The sequence below is a fragment of the Curtobacterium sp. MCLR17_042 genome, from assembly GCF_003234695.1.
In the GTDB taxonomy this organism is placed as follows: Bacteria; Actinomycetota; Actinomycetes; order Actinomycetales; family Microbacteriaceae; genus Curtobacterium; species Curtobacterium flaccumfaciens.
Map to the genome: position 1 here is coordinate 99,201 of NZ_QKTD01000011.1, position 15,397 is coordinate 114,597.

The window sequence follows — 15,397 nt, forward strand, 5'->3', positions numbered from 1 at the left end:
TCGGGGGACGGCCGAGCATCGCTCAGGGGTACGGCTCAGGGGCTGCGTCGAGCGGTCCGGACATGCCGTGGGTGGCGCGCCGAGTGGTCACGAACTGTCGGTGGGAGCGGGTCCGGACGACGGTTCGTGACCGCTCGGCGGAACTGAGCGGGGTGTCGTGACCGCCCGGGGCGGGACCGTGCCGGCCGCCGGACACGACCGTGCCCCGCCCGGAGGACCGGACGGGGCACGGGGCGCAGGGCGACGACGAGGGTGTCGGCGCTGGTCGGGATCAGGCGAACGCCTCGATCGGCGGGCACGCGCACACCAGGTTGCGGTCCCCGTACGCCTGGTCGATGCGACGCACCGGCGGCCAGTACTTCCGGCCGCTGATGCCCGGCAGCGGGTAGACGGCCTGCTCGCGGGTGTAGGCGTGCGCCCACTCCCCCGAGATCACCGACGAGGCGGTGTGCGGCGCGTGCACGAGCGGGTTGTCGTCCGCCGGCCACTCCCCGCGCTCGACCGCCGCGGCTTCGGCCCGGATCGCGAGCATGGCGTCGACGAAGCGGTCGAGCTCGGCGAGGTCCTCGCTCTCGGTCGGTTCGACCATGAGCGTGCTCGCCACCGGGAACGACATCGTCGGCGCGTGGAACCCGTAGTCGACCAGGCGCTTCGCGACGTCGTCCACCGTGATGCCGGTGGCGTCCCGCAGCGGGCGGAGGTCGAGGATGCACTCGTGCGCGACCAGTCCGTCGTCGCCCGTGTACAGCACGGGGAACGCGTCGCGCAGACGAGCAGCGATGTAGTTCGCCCCGAGGACCGCGGCCTCGGTCGCACGGGTGAGGCCCTCGAGCCCCATCATCCGGACGTAGGTCCACGTGATCGGCAGGATGCTCGGACTGCCGTACGGCGCCGCACTGACCGGGCCGCCGGCGTGGGCCAGGCGGTCGTCCGCCTCGGCAGCGGTCGCGCCGGAGCGCCGGTCGGCCTGCTGCGCGAACGGGTGGCCGGGCAGGAACGGTGCCAGGTGTGCCTTCGCGGCGACGGGTCCCACGCCGGGGCCGCCACCGCCGTGCGGGATGCAGAAGGTCTTGTGCAGGTTGAGGTGCGACACGTCGCCCCCGAAGTCACCGAAGCGGGCGTGGCCGAGCAACGCGTTGAGGTTCGCGCCGTCGACGTAGACCTGGCCGCCTGCGTCGTGCACGGCGTCGCAGATCTCGCGGATGTCGTGCTCGTAGACGCCGTGGGTGGACGGGTACGTGATCATCAGGGCCGCGAGGGTGTCGGCGTGGGCGGCGACACGGGCCCGGAGGTCCTCGAGGTCGACGTTGCCGTTCTCGTCGCAGGCCACCACGACGACCTTCATGCCGGCGAGCACGGCGGACGCGGCGTTCGTGCCGTGCGCGCTCGACGGGATGAGGCAGACCGTCCGGTCCTCGTCGCCACGAGCCTGGTGGTACCCGCGGATGGCCAGCAGGCCTGCGAGCTCACCCTGGCTGCCGGCGTTCGGCTGCAGGGACACGGTGTCGTAGCCGGTGACCTCGGCGAGCCACGACTCGAGGTCGCCGATCATGTCGAGGTACCCCTCGACGTCCTCGCGCGGTGCGAACGGGTGGATGTTCGCGAACTCCGGCCAGGTCACGGCGGCCATCTCGGTCGCCGCGTTGAGCTTCATCGTGCAGCTGCCGAGCGGGATCATGCCGCGGTCGAGCGCGTAGTCCTTGTCGGACAGGTGCTTGAGGTACCGCATCATGCGGGTCTCGCTGCGGTGTGCGCTGAACACGGGGTGCGTCAGGTAGTCGCTCTCACGCTGCAGGGCGGCCGGGAGGCCCGTGGCCGCGTCGCGCACGGCGGTCTCGGTCGCGGGGACGGTCACGTCCACCGCCCCGAGCACGCCTGCCAGCGCCGCGACGTCGTCGGGCGTGGTCGTCTCGTCGACGGACAGCTGGAACGTGTCGGCGTCCACGACGTGCAGCAGGTAGCCGGCGTCCTGCGCTGCCGCGACGATCGCCTCGGCGCGACCGACGGCCCGCAGGGCGAGCGTGTCGAAGAATGCGTCGTGCACGACCTCGACCCCGGCGTCACGCGCCACGGCGGCGAGCGCACCGGTGGTGCGTGCGACCCGGCCGGCGATGAACCGCAGGCCCTCGGGCCCGTGGTAGACCGCGTACATCGAGGCCATCACGGCGAGCAGGACCTGCGCGGTGCAGATGTTGCTCGTCGCCTTCTCGCGGCGGATGTGCTGTTCGCGGGTCTGCAGGCTGAGGCGGTAGGCCATCTGGCCGTCGGCGTCGAAGGACACCCCGACCAGGCGACCGGGGAGCTGACGCTCGAGGCCGGAGCGCACCGCGAGGTAACCGGCGTGCGGGCCACCGAAGCCGAGCGGGACGCCGAAGCGCTGGCTCGTCCCGACGGCCACGTCGGCACCCAGGTCGCCGGGGCTGGCGAGCAGGGTCATCGCGAGCAGGTCGGCTGCGACGACGGCGATGCCGCCGCCGGAGTGGACCCGCTCGATGACGGACGACGGGTCGACGATGCGGCCCGAGGCGCCGGGGTACTGCAGGATGACGCCGAACGCGCCGTCGAGCTGGTCGTCGCTCGGGCCGGCGGCAGCGTCGAACGCGCGCAGCGTGATGCCCACGGCGTCGGCACGGTGGTCGAGCAGCGCACGGGTCTGCGGCAGCAGGTCGGCGTCGACGAGGAACGCGTCGCCCTTGACCTTGGACGCGCGGCGGGCGAGGAGCATGCCCTCGACCACTGCGGTGCCCTCGTCGAGCATCGAGGCGCCGGCGGTGGCCATGCCGGTCAGGTCGGACACCATCGTCTGGAAGTTGATGAGTGCTTCGAGGCGGCCCTGCGAGATCTCCGGCTGGTAGGGCGTGTACGCCGTGTACCAGCTCGGGTTCTCGAGCACGTTGCGCTGGATCACCGCGGGCGTGTGGGTGCCGTGGTAGCCGAGGCCGATCATGGCGCGCCGGACGGTGTTGCGGCCGGCCTTGGCGCGGAGTTCGGCGAGCGCCTCGGTCTCGCCGACGGCGGCCGGGATCACCGAGTCGGCGACGGGGCCGACGTGGATGGACTCCGGGATCGCCGCACGGACCAGGGCGTCGAGCGACGGCTGCCCGACGACGTCGAGCATGGCCTGCTGGTCGGCCGGGGTGGTGCCGATGTGGCGGTCGGCGAAGGACGTCTGGAGGTTCTCGAACGCGGTCATGCGATGGAGGCCCGGTACGCGTCGTGGTCCATCAGGTCCTCGGGGAACGAGGTGCCGTCGACCTTGATCTTCACGAGCCAGCCGGCACCGAACGGGTCCTGGTTGACGGTGTCGGGGGTGTCGACGACGGCGTCGTTGACCTCGACGACCTCGCCCTCGATCGGGGCGAAGAGCTCGCCGACGCTCTTGGTCGACTCGATCTCGCCGATCTGGTCGCCGGCGGTGGTGGCGGTGCCGACGGCGGGGAGCTCGACGTAGACGACGTCACCGAGCTGCTCGGCGGCGTGGTCGGTGATGCCGACGGTGACGGTGTCGCCCTCGACGAGCAGCCACTCGTGGTCGGCCGTGTACTGGAGTGCGGTCTGGTCGGTCATGGGGTCAGCCTTTCGAGGCGCGGCGGTAGAAGGGGAACGCGGAGACGGCGCTGGGGACGGCAGTCCCGCGGACGTCGATGTGGAGGACCTGTGCCCCGTCCGACACGGCGGCGAGCGCGGCCGGGTCGACGAAGGCCATCGCGACGGGGTGGCCGAGCGTCGGCGAGAGCGCGCCCGAGGTCACGGTGCCGACGACCGTGCCGTCGAGCACGACGTCGTAGCCGGCTCGGGGAGCACGGCGGCCTTCGGTCACCAGACCGACGAGCACGCGGGCGTCCGCGGACGGGGTGACGCCGGCCGCACCGACGAAGTCGCCGTCCTTCGCGACGACGCGGCCGAGGCCGGCCTGGGCCGGACGGACGTCGGTGCCGAGCTCGTGCCCGTAGAGGGGCATGCCTGCCTCGAGTCGCAGGGTGTCGCGTGCGGCGAGCCCGGCGGGGACGACCCCGCGGTCGGCGCCGGCCTCGAGCAGGGCGTCCCAGAGCACCGGGGCGGTGTCCGGGTCGGTGTAGACCTCGAAGCCGTCCTCGCCGGTGTACCCGGTCCGCGCGACGAGCACGTCGGCACCGTCGAACAGCGCGTGCAGCACGCGGTAGTAGCCGAGTTCGTCGAGCGGGGTCTCGGGCTGCAGGCGGTCGGCGACGACGAGCGCGTCGAGCGTGCCGGCAGCCGCGGGGCCCTGGATCGCGACGAGGGCCGTGGTGTCGGAGTCGTCGGAGACCTCGACGTCGAAGCCGTCGGCCCGGGCGGTGAGCGCGGTGACGGCCACGTCGCGGTTGGACGCGTTCGCGACGACGAGGAAGACGTCGTCGTCGGTCCGGTACACGACGAGGTCGTCGAGGATCCCGCCGTCCTCGGCGAGCAGCAGCGAGTACTTGGCGCGGCCGATCGGCATCGTGCCGAAGGAGCCGGCGAGCGCGTGGTCGAGGAAGGCGACGGCATCGCTGCCGGTCACCCCGATCTCGGCCATGTGCGACAGGTCGAAGACGCCGGCGGCCTCGCGCACGGCGTGGTGCTCGGCGAGGTCCGACGAGTAGCGCACGGGCATGCGGTACCCGGCGAAGTCGGTGAAGGTCGCACCGGCGGCCTCGTGCACGGCTTCGAGCGGCGACGAACGCTGACCCGGCGTGGGCAGTGGGGACGGACTCATGGCGGAGTTCTCCTGGCATCGGCAGGGCCCGGCGACGATCGCCGGGTGGAACTCCCCCTCTGTCATGGGCCTGAGAGTTTCACCGCGGCCCGTGAGGTCCGGCGGCTTTCACCGTGGGCGAGACGACCGAGCGTCTGCTTTTCAGAGTGGCCTGTCCGCTGCGGTGTGGGACCTGAGAGATTGACGGGGGGATTGCTCCTTCGGTGCCGTGCGTGCGCCCGAGGGCACGGTGTACCCAGAGGCACGGTGTACCCAGAGGCACGGTGTACCCAGAGGCACGATGTACCCAGAGGCACGATGTACCCAGAGGCACGATGTACCCGGAGGTACGTGCACGGCGTCTCCCGCGACGGATGAACGGCCGGTGTGTTCAGTTGTCCGCGACGAGCATACCGAGGCCGCGTTTCGAGCGTGTGTCGCGAGCGAGCCTTCGACATCTCGTAGAATGCGGGGATGGCCGGAAAACGATCGCGCCCGCGCGGGCAGCTGGAGCAGGCGGTGCTCGACGCCCTCCGCTCCGCCGACGCCGGGCTCACCGCGCGCCAGGTGCTCGACGCGTTCGCGGAGCCCCGCCCCGCGCTGACGACCGTCCTCACCGTGCTCGACCGACTCGGCCGCAAGGGCCAGGTGGAACGGGAGCAGCACGACGACGCTCCCCTGACGTTCCGCGCCGTGCACAGTCGTGACGAGCAGACCGCGTCGCTGATGTCGAGCGCGCTGGCCGCGTCGTCCGACCGTGAGGCCGCACTGCTGCAGTTCACCGGCTCGCTCGCCTCGGACGACCTCGAGGCCCTGCGCCGCGCCCTCGACGCCCGCGCCCGCTCCTGACCGGCTGCGCACCGTGGTCGTCGCCGGCATCGCGCTCATCGTCCTCGCACTCGCGGTGGTGGTGTTCGCACCCCGGGTCCTGACCCGTTCCGCCTGGACGATCGACCTGCCCCGCACCGCGCTGGTCTGCTGGTCGGTCGCGGTCCTGCTCGGCGTCGTCGGCTTCGTGGTCGGCATCACCCTCGTGGTGCTCGCGGACCGTCCGGTCACCGAGCTGTTCGGCGGGGGCGGCTCCCCCACGCACGGCTTCAACGTCGGCGTCGCGCTGCTCGGGGTCGTCGCGTTCGTCGTCGCGGTCCGGGTGCGCCCCGGCCCGGAACACGAGGCCGTCCGGCAGGCGATGCGTTCCGGTGTCGCCCCGCACCGCGAGATCGACGGCACCCCCGTCGCCGTCGTCGAGGCCGACCACGCACTGGCGTGCGCCGTGCCGGGTCGGAGCGGTGGTGTCCTCGTCAGCACCGGCTTGGCAGACCGGTTGCGCACCGACGAACTGGAGGCCGTGGTCGCCCACGAACGCGCCCACCTGACCCAGCACCACGCGGCTGCGGTCGCGGTCGCGGAATCGATCGAACGTGCGGTCCCGTGGGTGCCAGGTGCGCGCGCCATGGCGCGGTCGACGCGTGTGCTCGTGGAGTTCGCCGCGGACGACGCGGCGGCCCGTCGCGTCGGACGCGACGCCCTGCGCCGGGCGGTGCTGGTGGCGGACGGGAGCAGCGCGCTCGGCGCGATCCGCGCCTCCAGGCTGTCGTGACGCACCATGTGTCGGGGGCGAGGCATATGGTGATCGGACCGTGAAGCCACTGACCGAAGCCGACATCCGATCGTCGTTCGTGAACGCCACCCCCGACGAACTCGCACAGCTGCCCATCCCGGGCCTGCACGAGACACTCTGGGACGAACGCGAGTTCCTGGGCTGGCGCGACCCGCAGGCCGCGCGCCGCGGGTACATCGTGTCCTGGCTCGACGAGCGCCCCGTGGGCATCGTCGTCCGGTCCGCCGGTGGCTCGCTGCGCCCCGGCATCGCAGCGATGTGCTCGTTCTGCCACTCGCCGCAGCCCGCGACCCAGGTCCGGCTGTTCTCCGCAGCGCGTGCCGGTGAGTCCGGGCGCAACGGCAACACGATCGGCACGTACATCTGCGAAGACCTCGGGTGCCCGATGCTGATCCGCACCGCGCCCCCGCACCTGAACCCGCCGGCGACCATCGCGATGCGTGGTGCCTCCCTGTTGCAGCGCGTGCAGAACTTCACCGCGGACATCACCAAGACGGCGTGAGCCGGTTCGGCACCGCCCGCTGGGCCGTGGTCGAGGAGCTCGGCGACGGCCGGTGGCGGCTGACGCTGCGGGACGAGGCCGACGACGAACTCGGCGCGTTCGGTCTGGGCGTCGAGGGGCCGTGGGACCCCGACGTCGAGCCGCACGTCGGGTTCGTGCTCGTGCAGCTCGGCCTGACGTTGCGCGGGGCTCGGCCGTGGCGCATCGACGAACTCGGTGACCACCGGGCACCCGTGCTGTCGCTGGGCTGAACGACGACGCCCGGACGGCTTCCTTTCGTGCGGGCAGGCAGTCAGTCAGTCAGCTCGGTCAGTCCGCGGCGACGAAGTTGCGCAAGATCTCGCGGTCGTCGTCGGCGCGCATCGCCCAGGCGAGCTCGCTGCGGTGGTCGCTGCCCTCGAGCGGCAGGAGCGCCACCGTGTCGGGTGCGGCGCGCGCGGCGCTCTCCGGCACCACCGTGACACCGAGGCCCACCCCGACCAGGTGCAGCACGGTCGCCCAGGTCGTGGCCTCCTGCACGATGACGGGTCGGCGGCCACCGGCGGTGACCGGTGCGAGGTTGCGCTCGGTCGCCAGGGCACCCGCGACCGCCGGGAAGAACACGAACGGCTCGTCGACCAGCTCGGTGCCGCGGATGCGTTCGCGGTCCGCCAGGCGGTGCCCGCGCGGCACAGCGGCGACGAAGGCCTCGGAACGGAACGGCAGCAGCCGCACGGCGGGGTCCGGGTCGGCATCGCGGACGACGGCGAGGTCGAGTTCGCCGCGGACGATCCGTGCCAGCAGGGTCGACGAGTACCCCTCGGTCAGTTCGACCCGGACCAGGGGGTAGCGCTCCCGGAACGCCTGCACACGTTCGATCGGGCCGAGGGGCAGGGCGGAGACGACGAACCCGACGTCGAGCCGACCGACCTCGCCCCGCCCGACCCGCACCGTCTCGTCGAGGTCCCGTCGCACCTGCCCGAGCAGCGACCGCGCACGGCCCTGCAGCACCCGGCCGGCGGCGGTCAGGGCGACGCTGCGGCTGGTCCGGACGAACAGGTCGACCCCGAGCGCGCGTTCGGTCCGCCGGATCTGCTGGGACAGCGCGGGCTGGGCGATCCGCAGCTGCTCGGCCGCGCGGCCGAAGTGCAGCTCGTCGGCGACGGCGAGGAACGCCCGCAGCTGCCGGAGGTCGACGTCCGGTTCTCGATCCATGCACACAGGCTATCGATCAGCGCGAACGAGTATTGGACGTGACTGCATCGTCGATCGAGGATGGATGCATGCCCGAAGCGACCTCCACCGTCACCATCGCCGACCTCGCCACCCCCGCGGACGCCGAGGCGTTCCGCACGCTCAACGAGGCCTGGATCACCCGGTACTTCACCCTCGAGGACGAGGACCGCGTGTTCCTCTCCGATCCCGTCGGCCGGGTCGTGGAGCGGGGCGGGGCCGTCCTGGTCGCCCGGCTCGACGACCAGGTCGTCGGGTGCATCGGCGTCGTGCCCACCACCCCCGGCGTGTTCGAACTCGTGAAGATGGCGGTCTCCCCCGACCACCAGGGGCACGGCACCGGGCGGAAGCTCATCGCCGCGGCGCTCGACCGGGCACGCGAGCTCGGCGCCCGCCGCATCGACCTGGAGAGCAACGCACAACTGGCCAGCGCCGTGCACCTGTACGAGGCGTTCGGGTTCCGGCACCTGCGCGAGGACGAGATCGCCCCGAGCCCGTACGTGCGGGCCGACGTGCACATGACCCGCGACCTGCACTGACGTTCGCCGTTGGACCTGCGCCGACGTTCGAACTGCACTGACGGCGGCCCGGTCCCGGTACGCTCGCGGCATGGCGACGTACGAGGTGCAGGCGGTCCGCGAGGCCGGCGCGTGGCAGGTGTTCATCGACGGCTTCATGGTGACCGAGGTGTCCCGGTGGCCGTCCGTCGGGTTCGTGGCCCGCGAGCTCCTCGCGATGGACCGTGACGACGACCTGCGCATCCGCGTCGTCGGCCGCAACCAGTACGTGGCCTGACCCCGGCGGAGCGCGATGACCCGGGCGGTCAGCGAGCCGCGGCGACGAGCTGTTGTGCTCGCTGGTGCGAGACGTGGAGCAGCGGTCCGATCTCACGCACCGTGAGCCCGGACTCGTGCAGGACCAACGCCGCGGCGGCCGTCTCCTTGGCTGCCTCGATGCGTGCGCGCTCGGACTCCTCGCGGAGCGCGACCGCACGGTCCAGGTGCGCCTGCGCCGCTTCGGGCATCGCCACCTCGACGACGAGTTCGAAGGACTCCGGATCGCGGTCGTCGTTCATCAGCGAGAGCCAGTCACGGGCCATCAGCTCGATCTCTCGTTCGCGCTTCGCCTGCGTCCGGATGACGCCGTCGATCCAGATCACCCAGTACTTCCCGTCGCGCTCCGCGCGCACCGTGTGTCGGCTCATTCCCGGCCTTCTCCCCGTCGTTGACAGTCTCGGATGATGGACAGCGCAGTCCGTTCCCGGACCTCACGGTGGCGTGGAACCGCCACGGCACTCTCCCCGAAGCGGAAGACGTCGTGGCGCCCGCCGTGGCGGTCGAACACGAACGTCACCCCTCGCTGCTCGGCCAATCGCGCAAGCCGGTCCAAGAGTTCCGCGCGCTTCACGCTACGGGTCCAATCGGGATTGGGCAAGATTGTCTACCCGAAGTAGACGCGTGGTGTCGGAGAAGGGCATGCACCGACCGTTGCGGTCCGAGGAGCACGATCCAGGACACCCAACGTGATCTGTGGACAGATTTCAGCAACGGCGAGTTGTGGAGGACGAGCCTCCCGGCACGCGTCAGTCAGGCGCAGGTCAGGCGACGTGCCAGACCAGCCCCTCCTGCGCGCTCGACGGGTACGCCGAGGCGATCCGGAACACGGCCTCGCGCAGGGTCTCCGGTGAGCACGCCAGGTTGAGCCGGACGAACCCGCGCCCCTCGGACCCGAACCCCAGCCCGGAGTTGAGCGCGACGTACGCGTTCTCACGCAGCGGCACCGCGGGGTCGTCGCCGAGGCCGATGCCGCGGAAGTCGAGCCACGCCAGGTACCCGGCGCGCGGCCGCGTGTAGACGACCCCGGGCAGGTGCTCGGCGAGGAGTTTGGCGAGCAGTCGGTCGTTCGCCACGATGCGTGCCACGACGTCGTCGAGCCAGTCCGTCGCCAGGGTGAACGCCGCCAGGTTCGCGTGCAGCCCGAGGATGCTCGTGCGGCAGGCGACCTCCTCCCACAGGGTGTCGAGGAGCGCGGCGGTCCGGGGATCGCCGGCGACGATGACCGAGCACTTCACACCGGCGAGGTTCCACCCCTTGCTCGCCGAGGTCACGCACACGCTGCGTGCACCGAGCGGCTCGGCGACGGCGGCGAACGGGGTGAACTGCACGCCGGGGTGGGTCAGGGGTGCGTGGATCTCGTCGCTGATGACGAGGACGTCGTACTTCGCAGCGAGTTCGGCGATCGCGACGAGGTCGGCCCGGTCGTGCACGAGCCCGACCGGGTTGTGCGGGTTGCAGAGCAGGAAGACGCCGGCCCCGCCGGCGAACGCCCGCTCGAGGCCCTCGAGGTCGAGCCGGTACTGCCCCCACTGCTCGAGCAGCGGGACCTCCTCGACCTGACATCGGGCCTCTTCGACGAGCTCGAAGAACGGCGGGTACACCGGCGGCGTGATCGCGACTCGGCCGCCGTCGGGCAGCGCGAGCCGGAGCGACTCGACGATCCCGACGCTGACGTCGGTGGCCAGGTGGATGCGCGACGGATCGATCTCCCAGCCCCAGCGGTCCAGCGCGAACTGCGCGAACGCGGGAGCGAGCGGACCGGGGCCGTCGAGGTACCCGAGGTCGGACTGCGAGACCCGTTCGATCAGGGCCTGCCGGATCGCCGGCGCGACGTCGTGGTCCATCTCGGCGACGAACAGGGGCAGCACGTCGGGCGCGTACCGCGTCCACTTGATGCTCGTCCGGACCCCGCGGAGCGTGCCGACCGGGTCCTGCTCGTCGCTCGCCATGCGTCCCAGCATGCCCCTGCCTGGAGGCCCGGCGCGACTCCCGACGTCATCCCACGTCGTCTTCGGCTGGGCTTGCGGCCGGGGGCCGCCCCGTCGGCCTACTGTCGGCAGCATGAGCACGAGCACCGCCGACAAGGCCGTCACCCTGAAGCAGCTGCACGAAGCCCCCGAGATCCTGCGCGTGGTGAACGTGTGGGACGCGATCACCGCGAAGGTCGTCAGCGACCTGCCCGGCACGAAGGCGATCGCCACCGCCGGGCACTCGATCGCCGCGTCGTACGGGTACGAGGACGGCGGGATGCCCCTCGACCTCGCACTGTCCGGAGCCGCGATCGTCGCCGCAGCCACGGACCTGCCGGTCACCGCCGACCTGGACGACGGCTACGAGGATCCCGCCGAGACGATCCGCCGTGCCATCGGCTCCGGCATCGCGGGCGCCAACGTCGAGGACCGGCTGCGTCCCTTCGACGAGGCGGTCGCCCGCGTCGCCGCGATCACCGCAGCGGCGCAGGCCGAGGGCGTCGGCTTCCAGCTGAACGCCCGCACCGACGCGATCGTGCGAGGCGGCGAGCGCCCGATCGACGAGAGCATCGAGGACGCGATCGCCCGTGGCAAGGCGTTCCTGGACAACGGCGCCGCCCTGGTCTTCGTGCCCGGTGCGGTCGAGCGTTCGGTGGTCGAGCGACTCGTGGCCGGTCTGGGCCGAGGCAAGCTCTCGGTCATCGGCCTGCCCGGCGCCCTGCCCGCCGCCGAGTACGAGGCGCTCGGCGTCGCCCGCATCTCCTACGGTCCGCTCACGCAGCGGGTCGCGCTGCGCGCGCTCCGCGACCTGGCGACCGACCTGTACGCCGACGGCGTCGTGCCGGAGGACACCCCGACCCTGAACTGACGGAGCAGACGGACGGGAGGCCCGTGGCGGTGTCGCCACGGGCCTCCCGTCCGTCCTGTGGTCACGTCACGCGACCCGCTCAGCTCAGCCGAGCACCGGGTACAGCGCGGGCGTGGTGCGCGCGTGCGTCTCCTGCTCGAAGGCGTAGCCGAGGCCGATGACCGTGCTCTCGTCGAAGGAGCGGCCGAGGAACTCCACGTTCACGCCGGCACCGGTGATGGTGTTGTCGGCAGCGGTCGCCTGGCCCATCGGGACGGTGATCGCCGGCATGCCGGTGTTCGGGCTGAGGCGCATGTTCGTCGACTGCGTGCCGTACGGCGTGCCCGACGGGTAGACGAGCGCGTCGAGGTCCTGGTCGTCGAGCATCTGCGTCACGAGCTGCTTGCCGGTGGCGAGCTGTGTCGTGTGCGACCCCGTCGGTCCGGCCCACGCCTGGTACTGCGTGTCGGTGATCAGGTCGCGCGACTGGTAGGTGCTCTTGCGGCTCGGCACGTACTCACCCGAGGCCAGGATGCCCTGCAGGGAACGCGCGGTGACGTCGGGGTCGAGGTGCTTCGCGACGTACTCGTCCAGGTCGTGCTTGAACTCGTTCGTGCTGCCGCTGCCCTCGGACAGGACCCGGTTGAAGGCCGTCGTCGCGGTGATCGGGACGACGGTGGCACCGGCGGCCTCGAGCTTCGCGACGGAGGCGTCGAACAGGCGCTTCGTCGTGGCGTTCGTCCCGACCATGCTCGTCACGTAGCCGATGCGGGCGCCCTGCAGGGAGTCGGCGTCGAGCGATGACGTGTACGACGTCGGCACCTTGCCGGCCTGCGCACTCGTCGCCGGGTCCGCCGCGTCCACGCCGGTGACGGCGTCGAGCGCGACCGCCGCGTCGGTGACCGAGCGCGTGATCGGGCCGCCGGTGTCCTGCGACAGGGCGAGCGGGATGATCCCGTCACGGCTGGTCAGGCCGACCGTGGGCCGGATGCCGACGAGCTGGTTGTACGTCGACGGCACGCGGATCGAGCCGCCGGTGTCGGTGCCGAAGCCGATCCCCGCGAGGTTCGCGGAGATCGCCGCACCGGTGCCGCCGCTCGAGCCACCGGCCGTCTGCGCCGTGTTGTACGGGCTGGCGACCAGGAGCGACGAGCCGGCGGGCTGGTTCGACGAGAACTCGGAGACGAAGCCGAAGGCGAACTCGTCGAGGCTGGCCTTCGCCAGGATCACGGCGCCGGCGTCGCGCAGACCGGTGACCATGGCGGCGTCGGTGTCGGTCTGGTTGTCGTCCCAGCAGCCGCAGCCACCGGTGGTCGGCATGTCCTTCGTGTCGTAGTTGTCCTTCACCGCGATCGGCACGCCGAGCAGCATGCTCGTCATCCCGTGCTCGGCGCGCTCGGCGTCCGCGGTCTTCGCGGCGGCCAGGGCGTCGGCGTTGGTGGTGACGATCGAGTTGAGCGCGCGCCCGGTCGACGCGGTGTCGACCTTCGTGCGGTCGTACGCGGCGATGCGGTCGAGGTAGTCCTGCGTGATCGCGACCGACGTGGTGACCCCGGCGTTCATCGCGGCCTGCATGTCGATGGTCGATGCCTCGACGAGCTGGAAGGGGCCGTCGTCGTAGATCATCCGCTGGGACAACCCGGCCAGGTCCGCGACGGTGATGGTGCCGTCGGCGTCGGTGTCCGCGGCGCTGACCGTCGCCCAGTCGGTGCTCGCGGTCGTCGCACCGAGGTGGTCGGTGAGCACGGCGAGGTCGGCCTTCGTCACCTGGTCGTCGCCGGTCAGGTCGAGGTCCGTGTAGTACGGCGCGAGCATGGCGGCGGGGCTGGCATCGACGGCTGCGGGTGCTGCGGCGGCCGTGATCGCGGGGGTCGCGGCGAGGACGGTGCCGACGAGGGCGATGAGCGATGCGCCGGCGACGGTGGTGCGCTTCTTGCTGGAGGCCCGCTTCGTGGCGGCCTGCTTCGTGGCGGTCATGCGGAGGCTCCGGTGCGGTCGCGGCGGGCACGGCGGGCCCGCAAGGTGATCAGGGTGCCGCCGGCTGCGAGCAGGGCGATGGACGCGGCGATCCACGGCGCGACGTCGGCGCCGGTCCAGGCGAGGTCGCCTCCGGTCGGACGGTCGTCCCCGCCGGCTGCCGCCACGGCGGTGGCGCTGCTGGTCGGGTCGGTGCCCGGGGCAGTCGGGTCACCGGGGGCGCTGGGGCCACCCGTGCCGCCACCGGCGCCGGGCTGCGTGGTCGCACCCGGTGTCGGGGTGGCCGTCGGGGCGGTGGTCGCGGCCGCGGCGACCACGACGGTGGTGCTCGCCGGGTCGTCGAGGGTCGTCGACGTGCCGTCGGAGCCGACGAGGGTGATGCCCGTGACGTCGAGGTCGACGCTGCCGACCGCGGTCGGGGTCAGCGAGATCGAGGTGGTCAGGTCGCCGTCGAGTGCCGGCGAGGTGCCGAGGCGGGTGTGCACGATCGTCAGGGCGTCGGCGTCCTGCTCGACAGTGTCGAAGCCGCCGTCCGGGCCGGTGACGCTGTCGTCCCGGTACTCCACCGAGTCGGCCTCGAGCGTGATCTCGTACGCGTAGACGTCGGCGGTGTCCGGGATCGTCAGGTCGACGTCGAACGCCGTGCCGACGGTCACGGTGGCCGGGGCGTCGATGGTGGCGGTGGTCGCGGTGGGCGCTGCCTGGGCCGGAGCGGCCGTCAGGACGGCGAGGCCGAACGCCCCGGCGGCGACGAGCGTCGAGGAGACGATCGTCGCGCGTGGGCGCAGCCGTGGTCGGTGCTGCATGGGCGCAGTTCCTTCGGGTGGGGTGGAGGGGTGCTGAGCGGGTACTCAGTGAACCGAAAGCTAACGGGGCGCTGTTTCCGGTTCTGGCCCGGCACGTTTCCGCCCCGTTACGGCTCGTTCCTGCCGCTACTGTCGTGCCATGTCGGTCGATGTCGAAGCCCTGCTCACCCCACCCTCCCCCGTGGCTGCGCGCGCACTGGACGTCGTGCGGGCATGGTCCGAACCGGCCCTCGTCAACCACTGCCTGCGCTCGTGGGCCTGGGCCGTCCTGCTCGCCCCGACGGTCGACCTCGAACCGGACCCCGAGCTGCTCTTCGTCGCGACGATGCTCCACGACCTCGGCGTGACCCCGTCGTTCGACGCCCACCGGGTGCCCTTCGAGGACGCCGGCGGCGCGGTCGGTTCGGTCTTCGCGCTCGGTGCCGGGTGGGACGCCGTGCGAGCCCGTCGGGTCGGGGAGATCATCGAGCGGCACATGTGGCGGTCCGTCGACCCGGAGCTCGACGCCGAGGGGCACCTGCTCGAGGTGGCGACCTCGCTCGACGTCTCCGGCGTGGGCTTCGACAGGTGGTCGTCGGACGACCTGCGGGACGTCACGGCCGCGCTGCCCCGTCTGGACTTCTCGGCGTCGTTCGACGGGCTGATCCACGAGCAGGCTTCGCGCAAGCCGTCGTCCGCGGCCGCTCGCCTCGACGGCTCGGGCAACGTGGCCGCCGGCGGGGACCGCTGGGCGGCCTTCCTGGCGTCCTGACGCTCGGTCCGGTCGCTCGCTGGACTTCTCGGCGGGGTGGGCGTATAGTCTCTGGTTGGTGCACTGCAGCGAACCCATCTGACTCGCGCACACCAACCTCTCGACACCGACTCACCCGAGTCGCATTCCACTCGAGACACCGCTCGATCCGAACGGACGAGCTGCACGTTGAAACTCGA

The 15,397-nt window shown here is 72.0% G+C and carries 16 protein-coding genes and 1 riboswitch; of the genes, 8 read left to right on the top strand and 8 right to left on the bottom strand.

The window, feature by feature from the left end; translation table 11 throughout:
* Positions 1-271 precede the first annotated feature (271 nt).
* The 3 genes from gcvP to gcvT are packed head-to-tail and all read right to left on the bottom strand — an operon-like array spanning position 272 to position 4,717.
* Positions 272-3,193 carry an aminomethyl-transferring glycine dehydrogenase gene (gene gcvP, locus DEJ02_RS12150; RefSeq protein WP_111033244.1) on the bottom strand — a complete coding sequence of 974 codons (2,922 nt, stop codon included), beginning with the start codon at positions 3,191-3,193 and terminating at the stop codon, positions 272-274.
* Positions 3,190-3,567 carry a glycine cleavage system protein GcvH gene (gcvH, locus tag DEJ02_RS12155; protein WP_017887079.1) on the bottom strand — a complete coding sequence of 126 codons (378 nt, stop codon included), beginning with the start codon at positions 3,565-3,567 and terminating at the stop codon, positions 3,190-3,192. The genes gcvP and gcvH overlap by 4 nt, the downstream gene beginning before the upstream one ends.
* A gap of 4 nt (positions 3,568-3,571) precedes the next feature.
* On the bottom strand, positions 3,572-4,717 hold the full coding sequence (gcvT, locus tag DEJ02_RS12160) for a glycine cleavage system aminomethyltransferase GcvT (RefSeq protein WP_111033245.1): 1,146 nt from the start codon (positions 4,715-4,717) through the stop codon (positions 3,572-3,574).
* Positions 4,718-4,766: 49 nt separating this feature from the next.
* Positions 4,767-4,872: riboswitch (glycine riboswitch) on the bottom strand.
* 298 nt (positions 4,873-5,170) lie between these two features.
* On the opposite strand from gcvT, the gene DEJ02_RS12165 reads away from it, so the two are divergent.
* From DEJ02_RS12165 to DEJ02_RS12180, 4 genes are read left to right on the top strand one after another with little or no spacing between them, the layout of a single operon-like run.
* Positions 5,171-5,545, top strand: coding sequence for a BlaI/MecI/CopY family transcriptional regulator (locus tag DEJ02_RS12165; protein ID WP_111033246.1), 375 nt, complete (start codon positions 5,171-5,173; stop codon positions 5,543-5,545).
* Positions 5,546-5,558: 13 nt separating this feature from the next.
* The gene (locus DEJ02_RS12170; RefSeq protein WP_111033247.1) at positions 5,559-6,296 is read left to right on the top strand and encodes a M48 family metalloprotease; all 738 of its coding nucleotides are present in this window, start codon (positions 5,559-5,561) and stop codon (positions 6,294-6,296) included.
* A 40-nt stretch (positions 6,297-6,336) separates the two neighbouring features.
* The gene (locus DEJ02_RS12175) at positions 6,337-6,819 is read left to right on the top strand and encodes an FBP domain-containing protein (protein ID WP_181440344.1); all 483 of its coding nucleotides are present in this window, start codon (positions 6,337-6,339) and stop codon (positions 6,817-6,819) included.
* Positions 6,816-7,070: a hypothetical protein gene (locus DEJ02_RS12180; RefSeq protein ID WP_017887084.1), complete on the top strand. Its 255-nt coding sequence runs from the start codon at positions 6,816-6,818 to the stop codon at positions 7,068-7,070. The genes DEJ02_RS12175 and DEJ02_RS12180 overlap by 4 nt, the downstream gene beginning before the upstream one ends.
* Positions 7,071-7,128: 58 nt before the next feature.
* On the opposite strand, the gene DEJ02_RS12185 is transcribed toward DEJ02_RS12180, so the two are convergent.
* On the bottom strand, positions 7,129-8,013 hold the full coding sequence (locus tag DEJ02_RS12185) for a LysR substrate-binding domain-containing protein (RefSeq protein ID WP_111033249.1): 885 nt from the start codon (positions 8,011-8,013) through the stop codon (positions 7,129-7,131).
* A 68-nt stretch (positions 8,014-8,081) separates the two neighbouring features.
* Between DEJ02_RS12185 and DEJ02_RS12190 the strand changes: the two genes are divergently transcribed.
* A complete protein-coding gene (locus DEJ02_RS12190; protein WP_111033250.1) occupies positions 8,082-8,570 on the top strand; it encodes a GNAT family N-acetyltransferase in 489 nt (162 codons plus the stop codon).
* A 70-nt stretch (positions 8,571-8,640) separates the two neighbouring features.
* Positions 8,641-8,826: a hypothetical protein gene (locus tag DEJ02_RS12195; protein ID WP_017887087.1), complete on the top strand. Its 186-nt coding sequence runs from the start codon at positions 8,641-8,643 to the stop codon at positions 8,824-8,826.
* Positions 8,827-8,854: 28 nt separating this feature from the next.
* Here DEJ02_RS12195 and DEJ02_RS12200 read toward each other — a convergent pair whose 3' ends face one another.
* Entirely contained in the window at positions 8,855-9,235 is a 381-nt protein-coding gene (locus DEJ02_RS12200; protein WP_111033251.1) for a hypothetical protein, read from the bottom strand.
* Between the two features lie 393 nt (positions 9,236-9,628).
* Positions 9,629-10,816 carry a MalY/PatB family protein gene (locus DEJ02_RS12210; RefSeq protein WP_258378727.1) on the bottom strand — a complete coding sequence of 396 codons (1,188 nt, stop codon included), beginning with the start codon at positions 10,814-10,816 and terminating at the stop codon, positions 9,629-9,631.
* Between the two features lie 112 nt (positions 10,817-10,928).
* On the opposite strand from DEJ02_RS12210, the gene DEJ02_RS12215 reads away from it, so the two are divergent.
* The gene (locus DEJ02_RS12215) at positions 10,929-11,705 is read left to right on the top strand and encodes an isocitrate lyase/phosphoenolpyruvate mutase family protein (RefSeq protein WP_111033254.1); all 777 of its coding nucleotides are present in this window, start codon (positions 10,929-10,931) and stop codon (positions 11,703-11,705) included.
* An 84-nt stretch (positions 11,706-11,789) separates the two neighbouring features.
* Here DEJ02_RS12215 and DEJ02_RS12220 read toward each other — a convergent pair whose 3' ends face one another.
* Positions 11,790-13,661 (bottom strand): amidase family protein, encoded by a 1,872-nt coding sequence (locus DEJ02_RS12220; RefSeq protein WP_111033255.1) that lies wholly within the window; start codon positions 13,659-13,661, stop codon positions 11,790-11,792.
* Entirely contained in the window at positions 13,658-14,467 is an 810-nt protein-coding gene (locus tag DEJ02_RS12225; RefSeq protein ID WP_111033256.1) for a hypothetical protein, read from the bottom strand. Before DEJ02_RS12225 ends, DEJ02_RS12220 begins: the two co-directional genes overlap by 4 nt.
* A gap of 139 nt (positions 14,468-14,606) precedes the next feature.
* On the opposite strand from DEJ02_RS12225, the gene DEJ02_RS12230 reads away from it, so the two are divergent.
* A complete protein-coding gene (locus DEJ02_RS12230; protein ID WP_111033257.1) occupies positions 14,607-15,218 on the top strand; it encodes an HD domain-containing protein in 612 nt (203 codons plus the stop codon).
* Positions 15,219-15,397 lie beyond the last annotated feature (179 nt).

Excerpts from the sequence above, each read along its gene's own strand:
- gcvP (WP_111033244.1), bottom strand. The coding sequence starts at position 3,193 with ATGACCGCGTTCGAGAACCTCCAGACGTCCTTCGCCGACCGCCACATC.
- gcvH (WP_017887079.1), bottom strand. The coding sequence starts at position 3,567 with ATGACCGACCAGACCGCACTCCAGTACACGGCCGACCACGAGTGGCTG.
- gcvT (WP_111033245.1), bottom strand. The coding sequence starts at position 4,717 with ATGAGTCCGTCCCCACTGCCCACGCCGGGTCAGCGTTCGTCGCCGCTC.
- DEJ02_RS12165 (WP_111033246.1), top strand. The coding sequence starts at position 5,171 with ATGGCCGGAAAACGATCGCGCCCGCGCGGGCAGCTGGAGCAGGCGGTG.
- DEJ02_RS12185 (WP_111033249.1), bottom strand. The coding sequence starts at position 8,013 with ATGGATCGAGAACCGGACGTCGACCTCCGGCAGCTGCGGGCGTTCCTC.
- DEJ02_RS12190 (WP_111033250.1), top strand. The coding sequence starts at position 8,082 with ATGCCCGAAGCGACCTCCACCGTCACCATCGCCGACCTCGCCACCCCC.
- DEJ02_RS12195 (WP_017887087.1), top strand. The coding sequence starts at position 8,641 with ATGGCGACGTACGAGGTGCAGGCGGTCCGCGAGGCCGGCGCGTGGCAG.
- DEJ02_RS12200 (WP_111033251.1), bottom strand. The coding sequence starts at position 9,235 with ATGAGCCGACACACGGTGCGCGCGGAGCGCGACGGGAAGTACTGGGTG.
- DEJ02_RS12210 (WP_258378727.1), bottom strand. The coding sequence starts at position 10,816 with ATGGCGAGCGACGAGCAGGACCCGGTCGGCACGCTCCGCGGGGTCCGG.
- DEJ02_RS12215 (WP_111033254.1), top strand. The coding sequence starts at position 10,929 with ATGAGCACGAGCACCGCCGACAAGGCCGTCACCCTGAAGCAGCTGCAC.
- DEJ02_RS12220 (WP_111033255.1), bottom strand. The coding sequence starts at position 13,661 with ATGACCGCCACGAAGCAGGCCGCCACGAAGCGGGCCTCCAGCAAGAAG.
- DEJ02_RS12225 (WP_111033256.1), bottom strand. The coding sequence starts at position 14,467 with ATGCAGCACCGACCACGGCTGCGCCCACGCGCGACGATCGTCTCCTCG.
- DEJ02_RS12230 (WP_111033257.1), top strand. The coding sequence starts at position 14,607 with ATGTCGGTCGATGTCGAAGCCCTGCTCACCCCACCCTCCCCCGTGGCT.